The sequence below is a fragment of the Flavobacterium bomense genome, from assembly GCF_003970355.1.
In genome coordinates this window covers 60,590-86,347 of sequence record NZ_RYDJ01000015.1, presented here as the reverse complement: position 1 = coordinate 86,347, position 25,758 = coordinate 60,590, and the positions used below count along the sequence as shown (strand labels likewise).

Sequence of the window (25,758 nt, the reverse complement as noted above, 5' to 3'; positions counted from 1 at the left end):
ATTACATGCTTTCACATAAAGCCAAATATGCACTAAAAGCACTGCTGTTTTTAGCGCAACAAGAAGAAACCCATATTTCTCGAACTATCGAAATTGCCGAGGCAGCCTCTATTCCAAAAAAGTTTTTGGAACAGATTCTATTGGATTTAAAGCGTGGCCATTTCGTAGGGAGCAAACAAGGGAAATTTGGCGGTTATTATCTTTTAAAATCTAAAAATGACATTACTTTAGCCGATATTCACAGGCTTTTTGATGGTGCAATTGCCCTGCTACCTTGTGCCTCATTGAATTTTTACGAACGTTGTTCTGATTGCGTTAATGAATCGGAATGCCTACTAAGACACGGATTGATTAGTATTAGAGAAGAAACTTTAAAGGCTATGGAAGGCATCACTATTGCTTCATTGGTAAAAAAATAAAAAATACTATCTAAACTCTACTAATTTTATAGAATTAATTATATATTTGCCTCGAATTTAATATATCATTAACAATACAAATTTAAAAGTATGAAAACGTACCGAAGTAAGTTTGCTTTTTTGAATAGAAAATCCCGCAAAAATCAACTAATTATAATTACAAAAAAGAGCTCTCAAATGATGTGTATGTGTTAGTAAAAAAAATTTAAATTAAATTCTACTAATTACATATACTTACTTTAAATGAAAAATTATATAAATAATACCCTTGTAATACTATCCGTTTTAACGTTCTCAATATCATTTGCGCAAAACATTGAAGGTGTAATTACAACAAACCTAAACATACCATTAGAAGCCGCAAATATTGTACTAAAAGAAACAACTTCTAACACAATTACAGATTCTAGCGGAAAATTTACGATTGACTCGAAAGGAAAATTCCCTTTAACTCTTTTAGTTCAATATGTGGGATATAAAACCGCAGAAATAGAAATTACTTCCTTACCGATATCTACATTACAAATAAATCTTACTGAAGAAAATGTATTGGTCGAGGTGGTCGTTTCTTCAAGACGCCGGATAGAGAAAGTACAAGATGTGCCAATTGCAATCTCCGTAATAACGGGAAAACAGGCAGAACAATCTGGAGCTTTTAACGTTAATCGCATAAAAGAACTTGTCCCATCCGTTCAATTGTATTCATCAAACCCCAGGAATACCGGAATTAATATTCGAAGCCTAGGTTCTCCTTTTGGACTTACAAATGACGGAATCGATCCGGGTGTTGGTTTCTACGTTGATGGCGTTTATTATGCACGTCCAGCTGCAACCACTTTAGATTTTATCGATGTCGAACAAATTGAGGTATTGCGTGGTCCACAAGGATCATTGTTTGGTAAAAACACCACTTCGGGTGCCTTTAACATTACTACACGTAAACCAAGTTTTATATCAGATGCTACCTTTGAAGTAACCTACGGAAATTACAACTTTTTGCAAGCTAAAGCTTCGGTTACTGGAGCTTTGAGTTCAAAAATCGCCGGTCGAATCTCATTTTCCGGTACGCAACGTGACGGTTTAATCCATAATGTTGTTACTGAAAAACCTACAAACACATTAAACAATCAAGGAATTAGAGGACAATTACTTTATACTCCTTTTGAAAGAACAAATATCATATTAGCTGCAGATATCACAATACAACGTCCAGATGGATATGCTCAGGTAGTTGCGGGTGTCGCACCAACAGAAAGAGCGGCTTACCGTCAATTTGATGCTATTATTGCTGATTTGAATTATCAATTGCCAAGTTTAAACGCGTTTGACCGTAAAATTGATCACGATACGGCATGGCGTTCAGGACAAGATATGGGAGGAATATCTCTTAATGTAGACACAAAAATTGGCAACGGTACACTAACGGCAACAACAGCTTGGCGTTTTTGGATTTGGGATCCATCAAACGATAGGGATTTTACAGGATTACAAGTATTAGCCAAATCGCAAAACCCAACCAGACAGACACAAATAACACAAGAAGTACGCTATGCAGGTCAGCTTACCTCAAAATTAAGCGGTGTAGTAGGTTTATTTTTTATTGACCAAACATCACAAACAGATGGTACAGAAGAATCCGGTAATGCACAATGGCGATTTGCGCAAAGTACTACCAGTAATTTATGGAAGACACCTGGCCTATTTGAAGGATATGGGATCAAAACCGATGCCCGCATTAGAGCTTCCAGTGCGGCAGTATTTAGTCAGTTAGACTGGGTAATAACAGAACGTTTACATGTATTACCAGGTTTACGTTATAATTTTGACAAAAAAGACGCTACTTACAACCGTACAACATATGGAGGACTTCAAACGAATGATCCAGCCTTAATTGCCTTGAAAAAATTAGTTTATACGGATCAGTCTTTTTTATCTAATACTAATAATATTAATTTTTCTGGAAATATAACCGTTTCTTTTAAAGCAACTGACAAGATTAATGTGTATGCGACTTTTGCAAAAAGCTACAAACCCGTTGGAGTAAACGTAGCTGGATTACCTACTCTTGCCGGGCAACCAATTCTTGAACTTGCAGTAATTAAACCGGAAGAAGTAAATCATTATGAAATTGGAGTAAAAACAGCACCGTTTAAAAACTCAATATTCAATTTTACCTTCTTTAATACCGATATCAAAGATTTTCAAACCAATGTACAGGCCGCTGAATTAGGTATAAACCGTGGCTATCTTGCCAATGCAGATAAAGTAGAGGTAAAAGGGGTAGAATTAGACGCCAGTTTTGTAATCAACAAACATTTAACCATCAATGGAGCAGCGACCTATACAGACGGTAAATATGTCAAATTTATAAATGCACCCCTTCCGTTAGAACAAACAGGAGCAGCAGTATCCTTTAAAGATGTTTCCGGAACTGCTTTACCTGGTGCTTCAAAATGGGCAGGATCTTTAGGAGGTGAACTTTCAGATAATGCCAAATTTTTTGGAAATACAGGAAAAATATTCTTTGGAATCGATTCTTATGCCCGTTCTGAATTCTCTTCTAGTCCATCAGCTTCAAAATATTTAGTCGTTCAGGGTTATGCCTTATTTAATGCTCGTGTAGGTTTCCGGGCAACAGATGGTTTGTCGGTACAATTCTGGGGACGTAACCTTTTAGACAAAGAGTACTACGAACAACTATTACCGGCGGGTGGAAATTCAGGACAATATGCAGGGGTATTAGGCGATCAAAGAACGTATAGTATTACACTTCGTTATTCGTTATAGTAGCACTAAATATAAACAAGCATAACAGCACCAGTAAAACTGAGTTTTGATTGTGCTAGATATGCAAATAAAACGAACCGTATTAATTCTTTTACATTTTTAAACCTTTAATGTTGAACTATTTTGTCCTCTAAAGCAGCATATACTCTGTTTTTTTTGTGCGGCATTTGTTATACAAAAAAACTGCCCCAAAAAAGCGACTAACTTTTTGAGGGCAGTTCAATATACATAGGCTCATTGAAAAAACCATTGAAGGTTCTTATTTTTTAATTAACTTCTGACTGTAGCTTGTACCATCTTCTAATTTTATAGTGACAATATAAACCCCTTGAACCAGATTACCCGTGTCTACCCTAGATTGGAAACCTAAGTCCATTTTAGACTCTATTAATTGTCTTCCGTTCATATCAAATATAGAGACTACAGCCTTCCCCGCATTTTTATTTGATCTGATAAACAGCTCAGAACTCATTGGATTAGGATAAATGCTGAATAAAATTTCGGTGTTGTCCAAAAGGGTTAAATTACCACAAACCCCTATTAAAGGAACGTTAATAGTAAAATCTTCCACCTGATCATTCCTTCTTTCTGAGGTTCCTTGTTGCGCTAAAGCCCCAACCCCTCGTCGGGCAAATACCGCACGTATCAAGCATTCATTTGCACCACCATAGAGCACAGCATCAGCCTGTATAATTGAATTTCTTCCCTCTACAAATCCAACATTACCACATGTAATTAATTTTAAACCATCCATTACTAATTGGATAGCCATATTATTTCCACCTGTACCATAATAAATATCCGGATCAAAACCATACTTACCGATAAAAGCCCAATACATATCCCAAATCATAGTTGACCAAACAAATCCTACACCATGAGGTACGCTTATTGCAGGATTCGCAATATCAGCATAAGTATAATCATTGATTGACATATCAGTAGAATATGGAGAAGGACGTATACCAGGCCCTTCGATACCCTGAAACTGTACATAGGTTCCAATCCCTCTTTTTTGTTCGGGGGTATCGTTTATTTTTTGGGTCATTATAAGTCCAAAAAAGTCAGACCAACCTTCTCCCATTTGCTCTTCATAAGCTTGACTCAATAAACAATCAAAACGATTTCGACCTCCAACTAACCGTGTTGATATTCCATGCCCATATTCATGAGCAATTATTCCTTGATCCAAATCACCATCTCTATTGATCAAATTAGCAAGAGGACCTCTGTCAACTAACCGACCGAAAACAGGTTCTGTTGCCATTTTGTCTAGTAATATCTTTCCGTCCTCAAAAGACAAACCTACTGTGGGGATTGTAATCGTTTTGTATGGTACACCGCCTCCATTTACTGGACCAGCGTTTGGAGCGTTGTTAATGATTATGACACCAATAGCACCATTGTCCTGCGCTATTGTAATTTTATCAACAAATGGACAATTACCACGGATGATAACAGCAATTTTACCTTTAACTGCAACCGCACCAGCAGCTGTATAAGCTGTACATCCATCCCTAGGATCAGGACTCTGCGCTGGTGTACCGGGGGGAGTGGAGTTAGTTGAAACCCATGGAGTCCCGTCATCTTCTACAAGAACTAATCTGCTGTCAATAGAAGGATCCCCTTCTCTAGGAATAGCTACAAATGGAAAGCGCACGGAAGCATATGATTTCCGAAGTTCAGTTGCACTTGGAGGAATGACATCAAGAAACTCCCCAAAAGGAGATGCGCCCCATAAAAACATTTGCATTGTTGGCTCAAATCCATCAATCAAAGTACCAAAATTAGCATTATTAAGCCCACTACCGTCCTGAGCTTCAGCCTGTACTTCATCTCCATCCCAATCATTAATGGTTGCGCTGGTAGGTCCAGCAAAACGATCGTAATCACCCTCCTGGAAATTCCCATTCGTTTCGTCAAAACCATAGGCATAGGAAACATCATGCATGTAGTTGTTCCAAACAAATAAATTGACAATTGCAGCTTTTTGATAGGCTATCGGAGCCTTGCCTAAATCTAAAGGGTAGTCAAAACTCAGCGTACCTATACTGCTGGGCGCAGCAAAAGAATCTTCGGTCGCTGGCCCGTTAATCTTGCCCCCATCTTCATAGGACTGGACGTTATTACCAACCGTCTTGGATTCTATTTTTCCACCAAATTCATGCCAGCCTTCCGGTGAAGGGACAGCACTTCCTGTTTTTTGTGTACCGATACGTGCTGGATTATTAATCATAGTCCTGCTGCCATGATTGGGAGTCTCAACACCCAAAGGAAAAGCATTGTATTTAGATCCATCCGTAGCAGAAAGTGCTGCATTAGATTTCGAATCGAGTACAATAACATTTTTACTATCTTTTTTAAAATTAAAAAAAAGATTGTCTTTTTCATAGCTATGGCTGTGATTCTTGTGACTCCTTTGATTCACAGGTTTCTCATCAGTTACAACAGGTATATCAAAATTACAACTGATCATTAAATCGGATTTCTCTAAAAGTGTCCCATTAGAAGCATTGATCTTTGTTTGCCACCAATGCGAGGCTGGATCTTTAACAATAATCTCATAGGACAATACGAAAGTACCGGTAGAATTCTTAAAATAATTTAATGGAGCTTCAAAATTGCTTGTCTCTAGCTCCGAAGGCTTAAGATCTGATTTAGTAGCATAATTCACTACACTAACTCCGGCAGTATTGCTCAATCCTAACTCACTGATCGCCTTTCGTGCGGACTGAGCTGCGGTCAAACTAGCATTGCTACTACTGATGTTTCCGTATATATTTTTCACAAAAGTATGCTTAAAACTAGTAACCACATTGTTTTTTAAAAGCACTGTGGCTGCTGTATTTGCAATTTTAACCCCTCCTACCTCTTGTTGCAGATACGCAATTAAATAATCCGAGTTTTTAAGCGTCCCATAACTGGTTATGGTAAATTGATTGGCATCTGTAGCAGATAAATTTAAACTTGCAAAATTCACAAGCAGATAGTTTTTTATAATATCTTTTTTATCTTGACCATGACCTATGGTGCTCAGTGTTAAAAAATAACAAAACAAAAAAACAGAGTAAAGGTTTCTCATAATTAGCAGATTTTTAATTACTTAATTCAAATCTAAAACGAATGTAAATTATGAAATTTGATTTAATAAATTTTAGCGTATAATTTGAAATAAAAAACTAATAATTTATATTTAAACGTAAAAAATCAGGTAAATAGCAATTTATTACACTAAAATAAAAGAAAAAAATATTTTTCAGCAATCCCAAAAACATATTTGTACACGTTTATAAAAGGCAATTTTAGGTTATTCAAAATTCTAGCGATTAAAACTAAAGGCTAAACTTACCTATCAGTTTTATTTCTTTTAAAAACAAACTGATTTATACTGTTTTGAAGACTACAAAATGCTATCCACATCTAATGCAACAGTGTTAAACAGCTATATACTTGGCCTCAATGAGTACAAATGACATAAAACCACTAGGTTCTACACCCAAGTTTTCATAAGTTTTACCTGCACTATAACGAAGTAAAAAAGTATTGATGAATTACTTACAAAAACATTAACGCACTTAATTATAACCAGATTGTTAGTACCTTATTTTGAATGCATACCAGTTTTAAAATATTTCATAAAATAAAATAAAATATCTCCTATAGAAATACTAGACTTTGTTTAAATTTGCCTTAATTGAAATAAAATTTAGTGAAAACCATTAGAATTATCTTGTTTTTATTTGTGTCACTGGGCTGCCAAGGACAAAGCAGCAAAATAGTGGATCATCAAAGTATTCTTTGGACACGCTATTACAACCAATTATCGTTAAACGAGAAGTGGTCTCTGCATTCTGAATTTGACAATCGTCTTTTTGTAAAGCCTATTGCTGAAAATTTATATGTTATTCGTGTTCAAGGACGTTATAAAATTAATGATCATCTGGAAACTGGAGTCGGTTTTGCTTATTTCTCTGTTGACACGCAGGTTCCTGAAATTAATTTTGATTTTGAAATCCCGGAATATAGAGGGCAACAGGACATTACATGGAAAAAAATCATAGGTAAAGTAACTTTCCATCAACGTTTTCAATTAGAAGAACGTTTTATTCATAACGCTAGCAAGACTGCTTTATCGCCGGGAACCTCGTTTTCATGGAGGTTCAGATATAGACTTCAAGGGGATTATACCTTTTGGAAAAAAGAAAAACACTTTGTCAAAGCAATATTATCTGATGAAGTAATGGTTAATTTTGGAAAAAAAATCATCAAAAATACGTTTGACCAAAACCGAATTTACATCGCTCTGCAATATGGTTTTAATCCGAATATTGCTTTAGAATTGGGCTATTTAAACAGTTTTCAGCACCGATCCAACGGAATTGATTATTTCAATAGAAATATTATCCGATTCAGTATATTGCATAAAATAAGACTCCAAAAAAAGAACCGAAAGAACTATTAGTACGTATATATTTTTACAAAAATACTAAATAATTATATTTTAAGTATTGATTACAAGTATATTAACTAAATATTTAGAATTTAAGATGTGTCTTTAATTAAAAGATATAGCCGTGAAAAATTTCGCAATTAAACTCGTGTGGTTTACCACCATTTACGTTTTTGTATTTGCCGGTTTATGTCAGACCACTATTCCTCTGCCAATTTTAATGATCCGACATTGCGTAAGTATACCATTAATCCTATTTATGGTTTACACCGTTCTAGCTGACGATTAAAACTATAAAAACATTCAAAAATTGGTACAGTGACCATCCTACGGAAACTTTTGAAGAAGAAAAACGTTAATTGCTCAAATCCATTTTATGCAAAAAAATCCCGATAAAATCGGGATTTTTTTTATTTTTCTCTAATATAAATATCGATTGGAACGCCTGAAAAGTCCCAGTTTTCTCTAATTTTATTCTCCAGATAACGTTTGTATGGTTCTTTTACATATTGTGGCATATTAGCAAAAAATACAAATTGTGGTGTAGGTGTTGGCAACTGCATGCAGTATTTAATTTTTACATACTTCCCTTTTGTTGCCGGTGGCGGGTAGGCTTCAATCACTTTCAACATAAATTCGTTGAATTTTGAAGTTGCAATATGCTGTTTTCTGTTTTCAAATACTTTGACGGTTGCTTCTAATGCTTTTAACAAACGCTGTTTGGTCAAAGCCGAAACAAAAAGAATAGGCACATCCGTAAATGGCATCAATTCTTCTCTGATTTTAGCTTCATAATCCCGAGTTGACATCGTTTCTTTTTCGACTAAATCCCATTTGTTTACTAATATTACAACTCCTTTACGGTTTTTCTCAGCCAACCAGAATATACTTTGATCCTGACCTTCAAATCCACGCGTGGCATCAATAATCAAAATGCAAATATCCGCATGCTCAATCGCACGAACCGAACGCATTACTGAGTAAAACTCTAAATCTTCCTTCACTTTCGCTTTACGACGAATACCCGCAGTATCCACTAAGTTAAATTCGAAACCAAAACGGTCAAATTTTGTATCAATTGCATCCCGAGTTGTTCCCGCAATATCTGTAACAATATACCTGTCTTTACCAATTAAAGCATTGATAAAGCTTGATTTTCCAGCATTAGGACGTCCAACCACTGCAAAACGCGGCAATACCACTTCTTCCTGAGTTGGCTCTGGTTTTATAGGAAAAGCATCAATTAATGCATCTAATAAATCACCAGTTCCACTTCCTGAAATACTGGCAAACGTATAATATTCTCCTAAACCAAGGTTGTAAAACTCAATCGCATCTTTCTCACGCATGGAATTATCTACCTTGTTTACAGCCAGTAAAACTGGTTTTGTCACCTTACGCAACAATCGTGCAACGGCATCATCCATTGGAGTAATTCCTTCCTCTACATCTACCACAAAAATGATAACATCAGCCTCATCTATTGCAAGTTCGACTTGTTTACGGATTTCTCCTTCAAAAACATCATCAGAACCACGCACGTATCCGCCGGTATCAATTACAGAAAACTCTTTTCCGTTCCATTCGCTTTTTCCGTAGTTTCTGTCACGGGTCACTCCCGAAACAGAATCTACAATAGCTTCTCTTCTTTGTATCAGCCTATTAAAAAGGGTTGATTTCCCTACATTAGGTCTTCCTACTATCGCAACAATGTTATTCATAATCCTATTTTCAAATATTTTGCAAAGGTATGCTTTTTTTAGTTTGTAGTGACCAGTTTTGAGTATTCAGCAAAAAAGCACACTAACTGCACGCCTTCAAACTAAATTTCAATGCCTTTTTAGGAGCTATTTCCAGCTGTCCACTCTATCTTTTATGTTTTAAAGAAAAACATAAAAGGATGCCGTTCCCATCTGGGCTAGGGCATTTCGAATTCTAATATTATTTATCGGAAAGTTTTTAGAGCTGAGCGCTAATAAACTGAACACTGAACTTATTGATTATACCCAAATCGTTTCAACATATTAACGTTGCTACGCCAGTTTTTGTTGACTTTTACGTACAATTCAATATGGATTTGTTTTCCGAAAAACTTCTCCAAGTCGGCACGAGCTTCCATTCCTACTTTCTTCAAAGCAGCTCCTTTATGTCCGATGATGATTCCTTTTTGAGTTTCGCGCTCCACCATAATCAAAGAACGGATTCTGATGATATTTTCATCCTCAAAAAACTCTTCGGTAACAATTTCTACAGCGTATGGAATTTCTTTACTATAATTCAATAATATTTTCTCCCGGATGGTTTCATTCACAAAGAAACGTTCTGGTTTGTCTGTCAATTGATCTTTCGGGTAATACGCCGGTGATTCCGGTAATAACTCAATGATACGTCCAAAAACTTCCGGCACATTAAAATTCTGCAAAGCAGATATTGGGAAAATTTCTGCGTTTGGAACTTTCGCTGCCCAAAAAGCAACTTGCTCTTCTAGCTGCACTTGGTTTGAAGTATCAATTTTATTCAATAAAAGCAGAACCGGGATTGTGGCGTGAATAATTTTATTAAAGAAAGCTTCATCTTTCAAATCCTGCTCTCCAATTTCGACCATATAAATCAAGATATCAGCATCTTCAAAAGCAGACTTCACAAAATTCATCATAGATGCCTGCATTTCATAGGCAGGCTTTATAATTCCTGGCGTATCTGACAAGATCAATTGAAAATCTTCCCCGTTTACAATTCCAAGAATTCTATGGCGTGTTGTTTGTGCTTTTGAAGTAATTATGGACAATCGTTCTCCAACAAAGGCATTCATTAATGTTGATTTCCCAACATTTGGATTTCCTATGATGTTTACAAAACCTGCTTTATGTGACATTTCTAATATAATTTATTGTGCAAAGGTAGACATATCAAGTCAATAGACGAAATAAAACATTTTTTAAAATTTATGTTTGAATTTATTAAATTTGGTTGTACATTTGCACTCGAAACAACGCGGGATAGAGCAGTAGGCAGCTCGTCGGGCTCATAACCCGAAGGTCACAGGTTCGAGTCCTGTTCCCGCTACTAAGTTAATCGTATTGAGATTACAAACGCACATCGCGGGATAGAGCAGTAGGCAGCTCGTCGGGCTCATAACCCGAAGGTCACTGGTTCGAGTCCAGTTCCCGCTACTAAGAAAAACCCATCAACATTTTGATGGGTTTTTTGATTTTTACTACCTTCCTCAACCCCTATAAATATTGAGATTAACTCAAATATGGCAAGCCCTACAAGGAAAGTTCCTCTATTGACAGCAATCATACCTTGCACGAAAGGCTCTATTATAAAGAGATTTTATTCCTTGGTCGATGGTATGAAGTAAATGTCAATTTGCATTTAGAGAACTCCTTATTTAAATCACTAGAACAAGGCGAGGAACAATTACTGGATAAAGAGCGCCAGGTAATTGTTAGATAAAGACACACGGGAAAAATTAAAAAAGTTCATTTGAAAATACAGACTGGCTTTTGTCTTAAGAATATGCTTTTTTTAGTTTTTAATTTATTTTTTGGAATGCTACTTTTTGAACTTCAAAACAGAACCTCATGGAGTAAGAAACCTATCCACTAAAGAAATAAGTCTAAGCTAACTAATGGAGAACTCATTTTGAAATGGAAACATCAAGAAAGGTGTTGACCGATTTGTTTTTTCATTAGAATAACCAAAAACAACTAAGAAATTCAAACAATAGAGATCCAAAAAACTTCCCAAATATTTAAAAGGAATAGATCAAAACAGACAACTAATACACGAATCCGTAAAGCATTTTAAAACTAAAAAAAACCTGCGTGATAAGTCACACAGGTTTTTTACCAACTACGTTTACTAAAATCAACCTATCCAAAATCAACTAAATTCAATTTATTAAAAGATACTAAGCGGTTATTTTATTTAAAATTAATCCTCCGAAACAATCGCTGAGTTTCTATTGGTCGTAACTTCTAATAGCACTGCAACGCCTTTGTCATTCAACATTGTCATATTTAACACATCTAAAACTGCTAAATCTTTAGACACTACTCCATTAAATCTATTGTATGAAATATTCATTTCTTTAAGATTTTCTAATTTTTCTAATTCTATTGGCACTTGACCGTTCATTTTGTTGTCAAATAAACTAAGATTTTCAAGTGCTGTCATGTTTACCACTTCACTGCTTAATACTCCCGAAAGTTTATTACTATTTAAGAGCAATATTTTTAACGTTTTTAAATCATATAAAGAATTTGGAATTTCCCCTATAATTTCGTTGTTAAATAATGATAGTATTTCTAACTGTTTCAAGGATCCTATTTGCATGGGCAATTCCCCTGAAAGCGCATTCATATACAACTCTAAGTCTTTCAAATTACTCATTTCACAAATAGAGGAAGGAATTGTTCCTGACAACTTATTAAAAGAAAGGTTCAATACTTTCATTTCTTTTAATTTTCCAATAAAAAAAGGAATCGAACCTGATATTTGGTTCTTGTGTAAATCCAACTCTTGAAGACCTACGAGATTAACAATTTCAGCTGGAATTTCACCCACTAAATTATTATCAGCTAGATGTACTGCAATCACTTTTTCGTCTTGTACTTTTATGCCATACCAAGTGGTAACAGGTGATGATAAATCCCACTTGACATGCCACTGACTTCCACTAGTGGACTGGTACAGTTTTACTAAGGCATCTTTCTCCTGATCAGATACATCGGCCAACATTGAACATGAAAAAAAAATGATTAAAAACAGAGTAGTTACACTTTTCATCCCTTTAAATTTAGTCTTTTACATTCCTAAAATAGATGGTTTCTAGTTAATCAGCAAATAAAACCGATGAAATACATGTTTTATAATTTTAAATAGAGATATCTCTTACAGCAAAATATTTTTTAGAGTGCGTTCTATAACTACTCTGTCAATGATTGAACTTCCTTTTTCTTAGAACAATTCTAATTAAATTTAGCTTCATCAGGACAAAATAAATTACAAAACACCTGACTGGCAGTATATTTTGGATGGATATTTCACAAATATGGGAGTAGTAATTTGCCCCAAAATTCAACAACAACAATAAAACTACATTCCCTAAAGCTCTTCGATGGCTTTTGCCAAATCAAGATCCTTATCCGTTACACCATCTGCATCATGAGTAGTCAGTCGAATGGTTACTTTATTATACACGTTGCATAATTCCGGATGATGATTTTTTTTCTCCGCTTTTATTCCTACTTGAACTATAAAACCTAAGGCTTGAGTAAAATCCAGGAACATATACTTTTTCTCAATTCCATTATTAATATACTGCCAGTCTTTCAATTTTTTCAACTCTGATTGAATGGATTGTTCGGTGTACGTTTTCATACTTTTATTTATTTATGGGTTGATCTGCCTGTAACTTGCTGATGTAAAACAATATCCAGATTAAAACAATTATGAAGATCCAAATTTCAGGAATATAAAGTTAGTAAATTTTGATATATTGAAAAATAATTTAACTTTATTAACTAATTTTGGCGAAAAATATTTCTTTTTAATTTGAATTCAGCATACTCCTTTAAAATTTATACTACTACTGCGCAGCTCCATTCAAACTGGGATGACATGGCGATTTCGACTGTTTTTTTATCCAAAAAATATCTGGATGTTTTAGAAAGATCATCCCCTGAGAACATGATTTGTCATTATATTGGACTCTTTGAAAATGACACTTTAGTAGGGATTGCGCTTTCCCAATTTCTGGATTTAAACAAACTGGAATCTTTTGGAGAACGTGATAAGTGTATCAAGACAGCGGTACGAAATTTTGTTTTCAGGAACTTTGGATCTCATGTACTGGTTATTGGCAACAATATGTTAACCGGACAAAATTCTTTTGCTTTGTTAGACACCATTGATAAAAAGAGAGCTTTACAAGTATTGAATACTGCTGTAACTGAATTAAAACAACGCTTTAAATCCAAAGGCAAAAAAATTCACATTACCACCTACAAAGATTTCAATTGCGAGGAAATCAAAACCTTCCGTATTCCGGAATTCAAAAATGAATATCCGTTTTCGACACAGCCTAATATGGTTTTCACCATTAATGAAGCCTGGAAAACAGAACAAAATTATATTGACTCTCTTTCAAAAAAATACCGGGATCAATATAAAAGAGCAAGAAAGAAGGCAGATCAGATTGAAAAAAGAAAATTACACCTGGAAGACATCATTGCCTTGGAAGAAACGATTTATGATTTGTACCTTCATGTGGCTAAAAATGCTCCCTTTAATACTTTTTTTCTTCCAAAAAATCATTTTAGGATTTTTAAAGAAATTTTCAAAGACAAATTTCTTTTTTATGGTTATTTTTCAAAGGACAGACTAATAGGTTTCAATACTTTGATTAAAAACGGTTCCATAATGGATACCTACTTTCTGGGATATGATGAAAGTGTTCAGCGCGAGAAAATGCTGTACCTGAATATGTTATATGACATGATTGCCTATTCAATTAATAAAGGCTTTCAGGAAATTATCTTTGCAAGAACTGCTTTGGAAATCAAAAGTTCTGTTGGCGCTAAGCCTATAAAAATGTATGGATTAATAGGCCACAGCAATAGGGTTGCCAATCATTTTATGCCAAAGATATTCAAATATTTAGAACCTAAAATCAAATGGCAAGAACGCAATCCGTTCAAATAAATCCATAATCTGGATCAGTATATGGTACGGCAACTTTCATGTGTTTGGGTAAAATTTCGACATTTAGCTTAGTTTCGGATCCACAATATTCACCGTCAACTTGAAAGCTAACCGGCACACTAGTCGTGATTAAAGCATTTTTTACTGATATTATTTCTATATCTTCTGCATCATCTGTTGTTATATTTCCGGTAATAATTTTCCCAAGCACTACTAAATCTAAATTTTTCAAGATCACTAATTCAAATTTCCCATCGTCCATTAGTCCGTTAGGATTAATAGAAACTCCTGTTCCGTATTTTTTTGAATTGGCAATAACAATCATTCTCGCTACACATTCAATAGTGGGAAAATCACCTGTTATTGTGGCAAAAAAAGGCTCATCTAAATCAATCAGAGTAGACACCGCTTGCAAAGCATACCCCAGTTTTCCCCGAATCGTACTTTTTTCATAGTTCTTAATCAATTCTGCATTAAGTCCAATATCACTTAGGTGAACACTTTTTTTTCCATTAATAGAAATCATATCAATCATCATGTACTCATTGTGAAAAGCAATTTCTAAGTTTTCCTCCAGTGTGGCAGGTAAATTCAAGTCTACTGCCAATCCATTAGCTGATCCGGCGGGTAAAATTCCTAAAATTACATCTTGATTTTCCATTGCTTCGGCTACCATTTTTATGGTTCCGTCACCCCCTGTAATAATAATTCGTTGTGGTTTGTAGGTTTGATACAGCACCTTTATTTTATCAATATCATTTACTCCCGAGGTATTATAAATTACTGGATTAAAATTTTCTTTTTCAGCAAAAAGTGCCACAGCATCAATAAATTCAGATTTATCAATGTCACCGGAAATAGGATTAACAACAACAATAATGTTATTTCTCAAACTTTATCTTCTTTTATTAATTAAAATTAATTAAATTCATCTCCAATCAAAAGTACTACAATAAATGAAACCAATTTTAAAATTATATCGTGGCTACGCTAATGAGCAAGAATTAATTGTCATGGGGCATGTGTTCAAACCAACAACAGTTAAAGAATATAATTTTCAAAAAAAGAACTTTAAAAATGCTACTTCAGTAATCAAAATGTTTCAAATAAAGACACAAGCAAATGCTGATGTGTATTTAGAACAAAACAATTCCAAAATCCATACCAGAACACTAAATGATGGTTATTTTAAGTTTTGCGTGCCACTAGATCAGGATTCTAAGTATGGCTGGATTGATTATAAAGTGAGTATTACTCATAATAACGAAACCATTACGGCCAAAGACAGTTATATTCGTCCACACAAAGGAAATCTGGGAATCATCTCTGACATTGATGATACTTTTTTAGTTTCTCACACGCTGAATCCTTTAAAAAAATTATATGTTTTATTGTTTAAAAACATATATAAAAGAAAAACTTTTGATGATGTAGTTACCCATTATCAAGCCTTGAGTTCGGCAGGAAGAACAAACAAACACGAGTTAAATGCGTTCTTTTATGTTTCCAGCAGTGAATGGAATTTGTATCGTTTTGTCATACAATTCACTGAAATTCATAAGCTTCCAAAAGCCGTTTTATTACTGAAAGACATCAAGACGAGCCTGGCTGATTTTTTCATCACCGGAAGTGGGGATCACAACCACAAGTTTGACAAAATAAAACACATTCTAGAGTTTTATCCCAATTTAGAGTATGTACTTCTAGGGGATGATTCACAACATGACCCCTATTTATACGAAGCTATTTGTAAAATTTTCCCAGTTACCGTAAAAGCAGTTTATATCCGACAAACTGGGACTTCTAAAAAAGAAAAAATAATTACAATTATGGAAAATTTAGAAACCTTAAAAGTTTCTATTTGTTATTTCAAAAACAGTAGTGAAGCTATTGCACATTCAAAATCTATTGGGATTATTAAATAAAAAAAGAGCTCCGAAACCGGAACTCTTCTTTTTTACACAGTATCAATTTCTTCCTGAACAGCTTCCCAATCTAAAAGAAATTTGTCTAACTCAGCCTTTTTCTTATTGTACGCCATAAAAAACTTAGCATCCTCAATATGTTTATCATAATTAGAAGCCAGCATTTTATCATCTTGCTGAATGTCTTTTTCTAATTGCTTGATTTGGCTTTCGATCTTGCTTAACTTGTTTTGTAATGCTTTTCCTTTTTTCTGATCTTCGTATGATGCTTTATTGCTTTCTTTAGGTGATGCTACTTTCTGAGCCTCTTTTTTTTCTACTTCACGCATGTTTTCCATATTGCGTTGTTCTAAAAAATAGTTGATATCCCCTAAATATTCTTTTATTTTTTGGTCTTTAAATTCATATACTAAATTTGACATGCCCTGCAAGAAATCCCTATCGTGAGAAACCAGTAATAAAGTACCGCCAAATTTTTGAAGAGCGGCTTTTAACACATTCTTCGATTTGATGTCCAAGTGATTAGTAGGCTCATCCATCAATAAAACATTAATAGGTTGCAACAATAATTTACACAACGCCAAACGGTTTCTTTCGCCTCCGGAAAGGACTTTTACCTTTTTATCTACATCGTCACCACGAAACAAGAAAGAACCCAGCATATCGCGTACTTTCATTCGGTTCGTATCTGCCGCCGCATCTTCCATCGTTTGCAACAAAGTGATTTCGCCATCCAGATATTCAGCCTGATTTTGTGCAAAATACCCCAATTGTACATTATGTCCTAACTTGATATTTCCTTTATACTCGAATTCGTCAACAATAGCCTTAATAAAAGTTGATTTTCCTTGCCCGTTTTGCCCTACGAAGGCTATTTTACTTCCACGCTCCACTAATAGATTGATATCTTTCAAAATCGTTTTGTCCCCGTAGCTTTTGGTCACATTTTCAGCTTCTATAACTACTCGTCCCGGTTCTTTCGAAACTGGAAAAGTAATATTCATCACGGAATTGTCATCTTCATCTACTTCAATACGTTCTATTTTGTCCAGTTTTTTAATCATCGATTGTGCCATGGAGGCTTTAGATGCTTTGGCACGAAATTTTTCGATTAATTTCTCTGTTTCTTCTATTTTTTTGGCTTGATTTTTTTGTGTGGCCAATTGTTTTTCACGAATCTCATGACGCAATTCTAAATATTGAGAATATGGTTTATTGAAATCATAGGCTTTACCAAGGGAAATTTCGATCGTTCTGTTTGTCACATTATCTAAAAACATTTTATCGTGTGAAACAATTACCACCACACCGGGATAATTGCGAAGAAAACTTTCCAGCCAAATGATACTCTCAATATCCAAGTGATTTGTGGGCTCATCCAGCAACAAAACATCATTAGCCTGCAATAATAACTTGGCTAATTCGATACGCATTCTCCATCCACCGGAAAAAGTTTCAGTTTGATTATCAAAAACGTCTCTTTTAAATCCTAAACCAAGTAAAATTTTCTCCGTGTCCCCCACATAATTATAACCGCCCAATAATTCAAAACGATGGGTGTAATCCGATAAGTCTTCAATGATTTGACTGTATTCATCACTTTCATAATCCGTTCTGGTAACCAATAAGTGATTGATTTCTTCGAGCTTTTTCTCTACAATTTTAATCTCTGTAAACGCTTCATATGCTTCTTCCAGAACCGTTCTTCCTTGTTCAAAGTCAATATCCTGACGCAAGAATCCCATACGAAGGTCTTTCTCTTGAGAAATAACACCTGAATCTGGAGCAAAATCTTTTGCTAACATTTTAAGCATGGTCGATTTCCCCGCTCCGTTCTTTCCTACAAGACCCACGCGGTCTCCGGCACCCAATCGAAAGGTAACTTCTTCAAACAAATAGGAACCACCAAATGAAACGGATAAATTGTGTATATTAAGCATGTATTGTGATTTTATTCCTTTTTGAATGCGTAAATTTGTAACTCCAAAAAAGGAAAAATTAAATTTTTTGCAAATGTTAAAAAAAGGATCCAAATTATATAGCATTTTAACAGGAACTTGTCCTAAATGTCAGAATGAGAGTATGTATTTAGATAAAAATCCGTTACATCTAAACAAAATATTGAAAATGCACGAAAATTGCAGTCATTGTGGTTTAAGATATCAAATTGAACCTTCTTTTTTTTATGGCGCTATGTACGTTAGTTACGGATTAAATGTAGCAATAGGAATTGCTGCTTTTGTCATCTCTTTTGTTCTCTTCGAATCCAGTCTAAAAGTTGCATTCCTTGCAATAATAGTATCACTGGTTATTTTATTCCCTTTTGTTTTGCGATGGGCAAGGAATATTTACATCAACATGTTTGTTTCGTATGATCACAAATTAAATAAAAAATAACACTATTTTTTTCCTTTAGATACAAATCGATTGATGTCAATTACAGTGTCTAAAGGAATTTTATTTTCAATAGTGTCAAATAAAGCTTTTGCCATTGCAGGACCTAACATAACTCCTCGTGTGCCCAAACCATTCAAAATATGTACTGAATTATAATTTTGATGTGTTCCTACGAGTGGTCTTCTATCTTTTACCGTGGGGCGAACTCCGGCAAAATGAGCCACAATTTCAAAATCACAAGTAATAATCTCTTTTATTCTTTCCACTAATTCCGTTTTTCCTTCTGGAGTAGGTAAATCTGTTTTATCTTTCCAATTGTAAGTGGCTCCTACCTTGAACAAATCATTTCCAAGAGGCAAAATAAAGACACTTGTATTGACGATCACATCTAAACGCAAATTAGGTGCTCTAATGACAAAAAGCTCCCCTTTTGTACCGTCTAATGGCAAATGTTTAAAATAAGGATTTCCATGCATTCCAAAGCCTTCGGCAAAAACAATATGTTTCGCTTGAATGTCTTTGTATCGAATACCATTTGAGTCAACCTGAAGCGCCTCATAATCAAAAGACTCCTCCTGAAACATCTTATTATGGATAAGATAGTCTCTGTATTTACGCAACAACAATGCGGTATCAACATAACCCGTCTGCAAAACTTCTCCGTATCCAAAGGGAGAATCAATTCCAGAAAATTTCTCAAAAATCAATTTTGTGGATAAAAATGGCGAAAGATTTATTTTATCCGAAGCTATAAACCAATTATTCTGTTCTTCTACGGAGAAAAATTTTCTCAAAATAGGTCTCTTAAAATCTACGGTACATTCTAATTTTTTTTCCAACAGCGCATAAAATTCATTCATCAAAACTAATTGCTCTTGTGCCTGCCAAACCTCACTGAATCGTTTTAAAATAACAGGGTTATACAAACCCCCCGCGATTCTTGAAGAATTTTGAGAATTATTATCCAGTACTAAAATACTTTTATCATTTCGCAGCGCAACCTCTGCAAATGAAATACCCGCTAAACCTGAACCAATTATTAAATAATCAATCATTTGAAGAAATATAATTTAAACTAAAGACAAAGTAAATACATTAAAACACAAAACTCTTACCATCACAGTAAGAGTTTTGCGTTTATAGTAAAAAAACTGAAATTAATAATTCCACATATCAGATTCGAAATTGCGAATTTTCTCTTTCACTCGATCGGATTCTAACAACTGATTCTGGGCATTATCTTTCATATACTCTTCAATGGATCTGTCTCCATAAACATTTTCTTCTTTGTAAATAAAACTATTAAAACGTCTTGAATTTAAGATTTGATCAAATGAAATCGGCATCGCTGAGTTTTTATCATTGAATGCTTTAGCATCATGCAACACATCTCTTGCTGCTGGAAAAAACACCCAAAACAACTCAATATAATCTTTTTGATCACTATTCATCGTATAAACATCCGGAGTCACTGGACAAATACCCAATAAACGATACTTTAATTCACTCTGCCTTTTATCAAAATACCAATACCCCTTAATTTTATACTGTGTTACGTCCTGAGCAGAAAGATCCTGTCTCAGAATATACTCTTCTGATATTTGATTCCCTGCATTTATTTGTTCTCTACCGGCGTCTGTAGTATCTATTCGAGTTAATGAAGCTTGGATGTCTTTAAATGATTTTTTAGTGTTAAAATAACTATCTGTATACACTTCTGTTAATTCACCACTTTTTATGGCTTTAGTCAGCACATCGTATAACGAACGCCTATCCGAACCAATATTTGCAGTATCTACAGGAAAATACAATGAAAAATTAATCTTTTCGTTTAAATCGATTATTTCCCAGGTTGTTTTTCCCATTAAAACATCTCTATCATGCACATATCCATAGGACAAAGGCCTATCGTTATCTGAAATTAATTGTGCATCAGATTTTAGACCTATCTCGTCAGGAGTTTTTGCATTAAGCAAATTAGATTGTGCAACCGAAGCAAGACTTCCTGTGGAACAGACTATAGCGATTAAAAAATTTCTTACATTCATCATAGTATCATTATAAGATATTGAAGTAGGTTTATATAAAACCGTACTAATTATTGTATTTCAAAAATTACTGGAGCTGTTCTTGGCAATAAGTAGCTTCCTGCACCAACAAGTTTGGTTTTAATCTCAGAAATAGTCACTTGATCACCTCTTCCTGCTTTTGATAATACGGCCTTACATTGCGCATTTAATCTGTTTCCTGATACAACTACTGTCGGCTGTCCGGTAACTTTTAAATTAAAACCAACTACATTTAAACCAACTTCAAAATCAAAATCTTCCAATTTAGCTCCAATAGTTGCAATTTCAAGATTTGATTTTGGTCCTTTTACAACACCTGTTTCTCCCCTAATAGTTCCAGCTGGCCCCGGAATACCTTTGATTCTGAAAACTTTTTTATCAGTAGCCACTTTTCCATCCGACATTTTTCCTGATACGCTGACAATAACTTCATTACCACCACCAGGATTCATAACGTATTTACCGTTGCCTACCTTTGATAAACCTGGAGCAGAAGCATTAACAGCATTATCCGGAATACCTGCAAAGGAAATAGTCATAGGATTGGATACGCCTCTATAAACGACATTCATCTTATCTGCTGAAATTGTTGCAGAATTAGGTCTTGGCACAACAACATATTTTCCAGCGAATGTTAAAGGGATTGTTTTACCATCCTCTACAAACGTAAATTGTCCTGCAATATTTTGTTCACCTACACCACCAGCTGTTAAAGCAATCTTAGCTTGTCCCGTAGCCGGATCTAACCTAGCACCAGTAACACTTGTTGGTTTGGTATTCTCGTCATAACGTCCCAAAACTACTTTACCTGTAACCTGTTCGCCCTGGAAATAAGCATTTTTATCCAATACAACGATAGCTTGATAATTACTGTAAGATGCCGCTGCAACCGCCGCTTTACCTAATGCCGTACTGTACACATCTGATTCTGCTTTTTTAACATCATTCTGCCAAGCAGATAGTTTAGCTAAAGAAGCAACTGCTGGAAAGCCTTTAAAATGATAATCTAAATAAGGTATCGCTATACCGTCTTTATTCTTAACATCTGCCAAACTAAACTTAGCTTGAACTTCAGATAAAATTGGCGCTAATTTTTTATTATCACCCAAAGCCAACTTCATGTCCGATTTATACTTTTCAACTGTTGAAATAACTTCTTTTCCTTTAGCGGAGTAACCTGCGGGACTGAACCATAAATTATCTATATTATCTCCTTTGTCCATAGCCTCATACGGTAGTTTACCCGTCTCCGGATCCACTTCGGTTCCTACTAAAACTTCCGCTTTTATTTGTCCAATATAATCGTAAAAATTTTTTGTTATCACTTCTACTTTATGAGCTGTTATGGCCGCTGCAGCAAATTCGCCTCCTGCTTCCGCTGCTTTCGCATCTAATCCAGCTAACATTTGAGCGTTTGATTGTTGAGCTGAAGCGTTTGACCCTTCAAATTTTTCATTCATTAATCCAAAAGCAGACAACACTTCTTTGGACATATTTAATGCTAACATTGCGATGAAAACCAAATACATTAGGTTAATCATCTTCTGTCTAGGGGTTAGTTTTCCTCCTGCCATATTTTCTAAATAATTAGTTTAATATTTTTTTATAGTTTGAAACTAATTATCCTTTATTATTCATTGCAGAAAGCATTCCACCATATACATTATTCAAAGAGGATAGGTTTGAAGTCAATGACTGCATTTGATCTTTTAATTTTAGGTTGTTTTCAGCAACTTCTTCATTAATTTGTACATTTCTGGAGGCGCTTTGTAATTGTATTTTATACAGACTGTTCAATGACTCCATTTGGGCTGCAGCCAAAGTCAACTCCTCGCTGTATTTTTTAGTAGATGTAATAGAATCTATTGTTGGGGCAATTCCCTTTGCTGCTGATTCGAAATTTTTGATGCTATTACCTAAACTAGCCATTAATTCCCCATCAATTTTGGCATCTTTTAACATCATATCTAATTTTTGAGACAACAATCCTTGTGCATCAGATGGTGTTTCTACTTTTTTAGTTGCTGGTTTAGCCTGACCGTTAGCTAATTCCGGATATACTAAAGTCCAATCCAAATCATTATCAACCGGTTCAAAGGCAGAAAGCGCAAAAATGGCTGCTTCTACAACAAGACCTATAGTTAGCATTAAATTTCCTGTAATAAAACCAAATTCAATATGGGTGATTTTGAATAGTGCGCCTATGATTACAACAGCAGCTCCCATGCCGTATGCGAAATTCATTGCTTTCTTACTTAATAATGCCATAATAGTGTTTTTAAAAAATGAATAGATTTGGTTTGTTTTAATTATCTCTTTTTTCCGATTCCGGTAGTTTGAACTCCCATGTAATCCTGAACGGTTCTAAAACCTATATAACTCCTGGCTGAATCAGCATATTCATAATCTCTTGTACCTACCTGTAGGAAATAAGCAACATCTTTCCATGAACCACCGCGCAGTACTTTGCGTTTATTTGAAGTATCCTGAACATTTGGATTCATTGACGATACATACTCATACGCATTTGGATCATAAGAAGAATCGGTCCATTCCGAAACATTTCCTGCCATATTATACAAATTATAACCATTTGGTTCATACGATTTTGCTTCAACAGTATACAAGGCTTCATCTGCTGCATAATCGCCCCTGTTGGGTTTGAAATTTGCCAAGAAACAACCTCTGTCGTTTTTAGTATATGGCCCTCCCCAAGGATAAGTAGCAGATTCTAAACCTCCTCTGGCTGAATATTCCCATTCTGCTTCGGTTGGCAATCGAAAAGAATTGATTAAGTCTTGTCCTTTCTTTTTTGATTTGATATGGCTGTTTTTATATAATGTTCTCCAGGCGCAAAATGCTTTCGCTTGAGTCCACTTGACCCCTACCACAGGATAATCTCCGTAGGCTTTGTGCCAAAAATAATCATTATGCATTGGCTCATTGTAGGAATAGGCAAAATCTTTAATCCAAACGCTAGTATCAGGATATACATTTATTTCTTCGGTTTTGATATAGTCTTTTCGTCTTCCGTCTTTTGCTTTGGCAGCAGCCTGAATATCCATCCAAGAATAACGGAATTTCAATTTATTAACATCAATAGTGCGAAGACCGTTGAATGATTCTTCTATTGGCAAATACATAGAATCCATTACTTCAGCATAATATTCATCCGGATATAGTTTCGTATCTTTTATTAATTTTACTTTTTTATTCAGCTTTCTACCGGCATAAGGATCGTCAGCGGTTCCTACACTATAATAATTATCATACATGTATTTGTCATAGGCTGTCATTTTCTCTGGATCCGAATCATTAAAAGCAAAGTCACCTATACTTCCTGAATTTTTACCCTTAGCAGCTGTTGGATCAGCTGTTTGTCCGCTCATGTCTGCCATAATTGCTAATCTCACCCTCATTGTAGAGTCTTTTACCCACTCTACAAACTGACGGTATTCACTATTGGTAATTTCCGTTTCATCCATATAAAAGGAGCGAACCGTAACTGTTTTTGTTGGAGCGTCCTCTACATTGGCTAAATCAGCATCTGACTTACCCATTATAAAAGCGCCACCTGGGATTAATGCCATTCCAAGAGGTTTTTCCGGATGCCATTTCCCTCCATTAATACCAACTAGTTCTCCTCTGTCGCTTGATTTACCACAGCCAATTAAAAGGGTCAAAATTGACGTAAATGCAATGAACTTCTTCATATAAATTTGGTTATATATTCATTATTTTTAAGGGTGTAAACCTATTTATTATTTTTTAAAAAAACAATTTTTTTAAACTAAACAAACTCTATTTTATAAAAAAAGAATAAATAAGCATAAAATTATCCTAAATGATGTTTTTTCTCTGCGCTTTCCACCATCTTTCGGGCAATTCCTGATTACAAGCCATTAAATATTCTTCATAAGAACATGGTAATAACGTGTTTCTTTTTAATTTATTATTAACATTTGAAATAAATGGAATTTCGATCCACCATCGGTCTGTTTTATCACTTTTATAAAAAACAAGATCCTCTTCTTCCATGGGAACTATATATTTCAAGTAGTTTTCTTTACTTCCAAAAGGATACTCATGCGAGCGATAATGAAAGCCTTCTATGAAATACCAAATTATTTGTGCTATGATCACTGATTCTTGTGCGGAATTATTGTGATTAAAGATCCCCAATGCGGAAACTTTATCACTTATCCCTGCATATCGTGACAGCGCGCATATTTCTTTCCCGTTAAAACCATTGGGTGCAAATGAACTAAAATTGCCGGAATCAGATGATTTTACAGCATTTAAATCAATACTGACCACATCTGCATCTCTGAAAACAGGTTCAGATATAGCTATATTATTCGAAACCTCCCCTAATCGATAGGCATCAAAAAACAATTTCTCTATCAAATCTATTTCTTCTTGCGAATTAAAATACGTTTGATAGCCTATGTTACAATAATTAAAGAGATTGTTCGGCTCGTCTATAATTATTTTTGTCAAATAAGAAGTGGCCGAGGCCTGTTCATTCTCTTTTCCAAAATCAAACTTATTATCGATAGCAACTAAATTCACCATCTGTTCTAAATCATCATACGCTCTGTACAAAGCATAGGTCAGATCCTGAGAACCCCCAATAACAATAGGAATAATCTTCTTTTTTATTAAACTTGCTGTTACTTTTTTTAAGGCAAAGTAGGTATCTTCCGTAGAGTTTCCAGCAAGAATGTCACCTAAATCAGCAACAGATGCATCCCAGTTTCCAGGAAATAATCCATATAATTCTTTCCTAACCGAGAGTAAATCAACAGTGGACACCGCATTGGCATTGCCTCGGTTTTCTAAAACACCTAGTACGGCAATTTTAATCTTGTTTAAATCAGGGAATTGTTCCTGGGTATGCAACACAATTTTACCGCCCAGTTGCTGTGAAGTCAATCCATTTATATATTCCAGGATTTCATCATCAACGGGCTTTAGAAAATCAAATTCCATTTTTATAT

The 25,758-nt window shown here is 34.9% G+C and carries 19 protein-coding genes and 2 tRNA genes; 8 read left to right on the top strand and 13 right to left on the bottom strand.

Going from position 1 to position 25,758, the window contains the following annotated elements; translation table 11 throughout:
* Nucleotides 1-5: 5 nt before the first annotated feature.
* Together EKL98_RS12500 and EKL98_RS12495 are read left to right on the top strand one after the other, a co-directional pair.
* Nucleotides 6-419, top strand: coding sequence for an RrF2 family transcriptional regulator (locus EKL98_RS12500; protein WP_126455363.1), 414 nt, complete (start codon nt 6-8; stop codon nt 417-419).
* A 243-nt stretch (nt 420-662) separates the two neighbouring features.
* A complete protein-coding gene (locus tag EKL98_RS12495; protein ID WP_126562711.1) occupies nt 663-3,206 on the top strand; it encodes a TonB-dependent receptor in 2,544 nt (847 codons plus the stop codon).
* A gap of 259 nt (nt 3,207-3,465) precedes the next feature.
* On the opposite strand, the gene EKL98_RS12490 is transcribed toward EKL98_RS12495, so the two are convergent.
* On the bottom strand, nt 3,466-6,288 hold the full coding sequence (locus EKL98_RS12490) for a T9SS-dependent M36 family metallopeptidase (RefSeq protein ID WP_126562709.1): 2,823 nt from the start codon (nt 6,286-6,288) through the stop codon (nt 3,466-3,468).
* Between the two features lie 627 nt (nt 6,289-6,915).
* Here EKL98_RS12490 and EKL98_RS12485 point away from each other — a divergent pair.
* Nucleotides 6,916-7,668, top strand: coding sequence for a DUF2490 domain-containing protein (locus tag EKL98_RS12485; RefSeq protein ID WP_126562708.1), 753 nt, complete (start codon nt 6,916-6,918; stop codon nt 7,666-7,668).
* A 398-nt stretch (nt 7,669-8,066) separates the two neighbouring features.
* On the opposite strand, the gene der is transcribed toward EKL98_RS12485, so the two are convergent.
* Both der and era read right to left on the bottom strand, forming a co-directional pair.
* Nucleotides 8,067-9,377, bottom strand: a complete 1,311-nt coding sequence (gene der, locus EKL98_RS12475) for a ribosome biogenesis GTPase Der (RefSeq protein ID WP_126461959.1) — start codon at nt 9,375-9,377, stop codon at nt 8,067-8,069.
* A 272-nt stretch (nt 9,378-9,649) separates the two neighbouring features.
* A complete protein-coding gene (gene era / locus EKL98_RS12470) occupies nt 9,650-10,531 on the bottom strand; it encodes a GTPase Era (protein ID WP_126452863.1) in 882 nt (293 codons plus the stop codon).
* Between the two features lie 118 nt (nt 10,532-10,649).
* Between era and EKL98_RS12465 the strand changes: the two genes are divergently transcribed.
* Nucleotides 10,650-10,722: transfer RNA gene (locus tag EKL98_RS12465), tRNA-Met, on the top strand.
* Between the two features lie 34 nt (nt 10,723-10,756).
* Nucleotides 10,757-10,829 (top strand) — tRNA-Met (locus EKL98_RS12460).
* Between the two features lie 766 nt (nt 10,830-11,595).
* On the opposite strand, the gene EKL98_RS12455 is transcribed toward EKL98_RS12460, so the two are convergent.
* Together EKL98_RS12455 and EKL98_RS12450 are read right to left on the bottom strand one after the other, a co-directional pair.
* Entirely contained in the window at nt 11,596-12,450 is an 855-nt protein-coding gene (locus EKL98_RS12455; protein ID WP_126461956.1) for a leucine-rich repeat domain-containing protein, read from the bottom strand.
* Nucleotides 12,451-12,768: 318 nt separating this feature from the next.
* Nucleotides 12,769-13,044, bottom strand: a complete 276-nt coding sequence (locus EKL98_RS12450) for a 4a-hydroxytetrahydrobiopterin dehydratase (protein WP_126562706.1) — start codon at nt 13,042-13,044, stop codon at nt 12,769-12,771.
* Nucleotides 13,045-13,218: 174 nt separating this feature from the next.
* Between EKL98_RS12450 and EKL98_RS12445 the strand changes: the two genes are divergently transcribed.
* Nucleotides 13,219-14,367, top strand: coding sequence for a GNAT family protein (locus EKL98_RS12445; RefSeq protein WP_126461947.1), 1,149 nt, complete (start codon nt 13,219-13,221; stop codon nt 14,365-14,367).
* On the opposite strand, the gene EKL98_RS12440 is transcribed toward EKL98_RS12445, so the two are convergent.
* Nucleotides 14,360-15,259: a diacylglycerol/lipid kinase family protein gene (locus EKL98_RS12440; RefSeq protein ID WP_126461945.1), complete on the bottom strand. Its 900-nt coding sequence runs from the start codon at nt 15,257-15,259 to the stop codon at nt 14,360-14,362. The genes EKL98_RS12445 and EKL98_RS12440 overlap by 8 nt on opposite strands.
* A gap of 64 nt (nt 15,260-15,323) precedes the next feature.
* Here EKL98_RS12440 and EKL98_RS12435 point away from each other — a divergent pair, with 64 nt between their 5' ends.
* The gene (locus tag EKL98_RS12435; RefSeq protein WP_126461942.1) at nt 15,324-16,292 is read left to right on the top strand and encodes an App1 family protein; all 969 of its coding nucleotides are present in this window, start codon (nt 15,324-15,326) and stop codon (nt 16,290-16,292) included.
* 32 nt (nt 16,293-16,324) lie between these two features.
* Here the strand turns inward: EKL98_RS12435 and EKL98_RS12430 are convergent, their stop codons facing one another.
* Entirely contained in the window at nt 16,325-18,232 is a 1,908-nt protein-coding gene (locus EKL98_RS12430; RefSeq protein ID WP_126461939.1) for an ABC-F family ATP-binding cassette domain-containing protein, read from the bottom strand.
* Between the two features lie 73 nt (nt 18,233-18,305).
* Between EKL98_RS12430 and EKL98_RS12425 the strand changes: the two genes are divergently transcribed.
* Entirely contained in the window at nt 18,306-18,689 is a 384-nt protein-coding gene (locus EKL98_RS12425) for a DUF983 domain-containing protein (protein ID WP_126461936.1), read from the top strand.
* A 2-nt stretch (nt 18,690-18,691) separates the two neighbouring features.
* Here the strand turns inward: EKL98_RS12425 and EKL98_RS12420 are convergent, their stop codons facing one another.
* The 6 genes from EKL98_RS12420 to EKL98_RS12395 all read right to left on the bottom strand — a co-directional run bounded on the left by EKL98_RS12420 (nt 18,692) and on the right by EKL98_RS12395 (nt 25,750).
* The gene (locus EKL98_RS12420) at nt 18,692-19,744 is read right to left on the bottom strand and encodes an NAD(P)/FAD-dependent oxidoreductase (protein WP_126562705.1); all 1,053 of its coding nucleotides are present in this window, start codon (nt 19,742-19,744) and stop codon (nt 18,692-18,694) included.
* A gap of 102 nt (nt 19,745-19,846) precedes the next feature.
* The gene (gene porN, locus EKL98_RS12415) at nt 19,847-20,737 is read right to left on the bottom strand and encodes a type IX secretion system ring subunit PorN/GldN (RefSeq protein ID WP_126462161.1); all 891 of its coding nucleotides are present in this window, start codon (nt 20,735-20,737) and stop codon (nt 19,847-19,849) included.
* A gap of 50 nt (nt 20,738-20,787) precedes the next feature.
* On the bottom strand, nt 20,788-22,332 hold the full coding sequence (porM, locus tag EKL98_RS12410) for a type IX secretion system motor protein PorM/GldM (protein ID WP_126562703.1): 1,545 nt from the start codon (nt 22,330-22,332) through the stop codon (nt 20,788-20,790).
* A gap of 46 nt (nt 22,333-22,378) precedes the next feature.
* Nucleotides 22,379-23,026 carry a type IX secretion system motor protein PorL/GldL gene (gene porL, locus EKL98_RS12405; protein WP_126461927.1) on the bottom strand — a complete coding sequence of 216 codons (648 nt, stop codon included), beginning with the start codon at nt 23,024-23,026 and terminating at the stop codon, nt 22,379-22,381.
* A 41-nt stretch (nt 23,027-23,067) separates the two neighbouring features.
* Complete coding sequence (gene porK, locus EKL98_RS12400) at nt 23,068-24,471, bottom strand: T9SS ring complex lipoprotein PorK/GldK (RefSeq protein ID WP_126562701.1); 1,404 nt, start codon at nt 24,469-24,471, stop codon at nt 23,068-23,070.
* A 127-nt stretch (nt 24,472-24,598) separates the two neighbouring features.
* Complete coding sequence (locus EKL98_RS12395; protein ID WP_126562698.1) at nt 24,599-25,750, bottom strand: formimidoylglutamase; 1,152 nt, start codon at nt 25,748-25,750, stop codon at nt 24,599-24,601.
* Nucleotides 25,751-25,758 lie beyond the last annotated feature (8 nt).

What these genes read in the sequence shown, in the direction of transcription:
- EKL98_RS12500 (WP_126455363.1), top strand. Translation starts at nt 6, where the DNA reads ATGCTTTCACATAAAGCCAAATATGCACTAAAAGCACTGCTGTTTTTA.
- EKL98_RS12495 (WP_126562711.1), top strand. Translation starts at nt 663, where the DNA reads ATGAAAAATTATATAAATAATACCCTTGTAATACTATCCGTTTTAACG.
- EKL98_RS12490 (WP_126562709.1), bottom strand. Translation starts at nt 6,288, where the DNA reads ATGAGAAACCTTTACTCTGTTTTTTTGTTTTGTTATTTTTTAACACTG.
- der (WP_126461959.1), bottom strand. Translation starts at nt 9,377, where the DNA reads ATGAATAACATTGTTGCGATAGTAGGAAGACCTAATGTAGGGAAATCA.
- era (WP_126452863.1), bottom strand. Translation starts at nt 10,531, where the DNA reads ATGTCACATAAAGCAGGTTTTGTAAACATCATAGGAAATCCAAATGTT.
- EKL98_RS12455 (WP_126461956.1), bottom strand. Translation starts at nt 12,450, where the DNA reads ATGAAAAGTGTAACTACTCTGTTTTTAATCATTTTTTTTTCATGTTCA.
- EKL98_RS12450 (WP_126562706.1), bottom strand. Translation starts at nt 13,044, where the DNA reads ATGAAAACGTACACCGAACAATCCATTCAATCAGAGTTGAAAAAATTG.
- EKL98_RS12435 (WP_126461942.1), top strand. Translation starts at nt 15,324, where the DNA reads ATGAAACCAATTTTAAAATTATATCGTGGCTACGCTAATGAGCAAGAA.
- EKL98_RS12430 (WP_126461939.1), bottom strand. Translation starts at nt 18,232, where the DNA reads ATGCTTAATATACACAATTTATCCGTTTCATTTGGTGGTTCCTATTTG.
- EKL98_RS12425 (WP_126461936.1), top strand. Translation starts at nt 18,306, where the DNA reads ATGTTAAAAAAAGGATCCAAATTATATAGCATTTTAACAGGAACTTGT.
- EKL98_RS12420 (WP_126562705.1), bottom strand. Translation starts at nt 19,744, where the DNA reads ATGATTGATTATTTAATAATTGGTTCAGGTTTAGCGGGTATTTCATTT.
- porN (WP_126462161.1), bottom strand. Translation starts at nt 20,737, where the DNA reads ATGAATGTAAGAAATTTTTTAATCGCTATAGTCTGTTCCACAGGAAGT.
- porM (WP_126562703.1), bottom strand. Translation starts at nt 22,332, where the DNA reads ATGGCAGGAGGAAAACTAACCCCTAGACAGAAGATGATTAACCTAATG.
- porL (WP_126461927.1), bottom strand. Translation starts at nt 23,026, where the DNA reads ATGGCATTATTAAGTAAGAAAGCAATGAATTTCGCATACGGCATGGGA.
- porK (WP_126562701.1), bottom strand. Translation starts at nt 24,471, where the DNA reads ATGAAGAAGTTCATTGCATTTACGTCAATTTTGACCCTTTTAATTGGC.
- EKL98_RS12395 (WP_126562698.1), bottom strand. Translation starts at nt 25,750, where the DNA reads ATGGAATTTGATTTTCTAAAGCCCGTTGATGATGAAATCCTGGAATAT.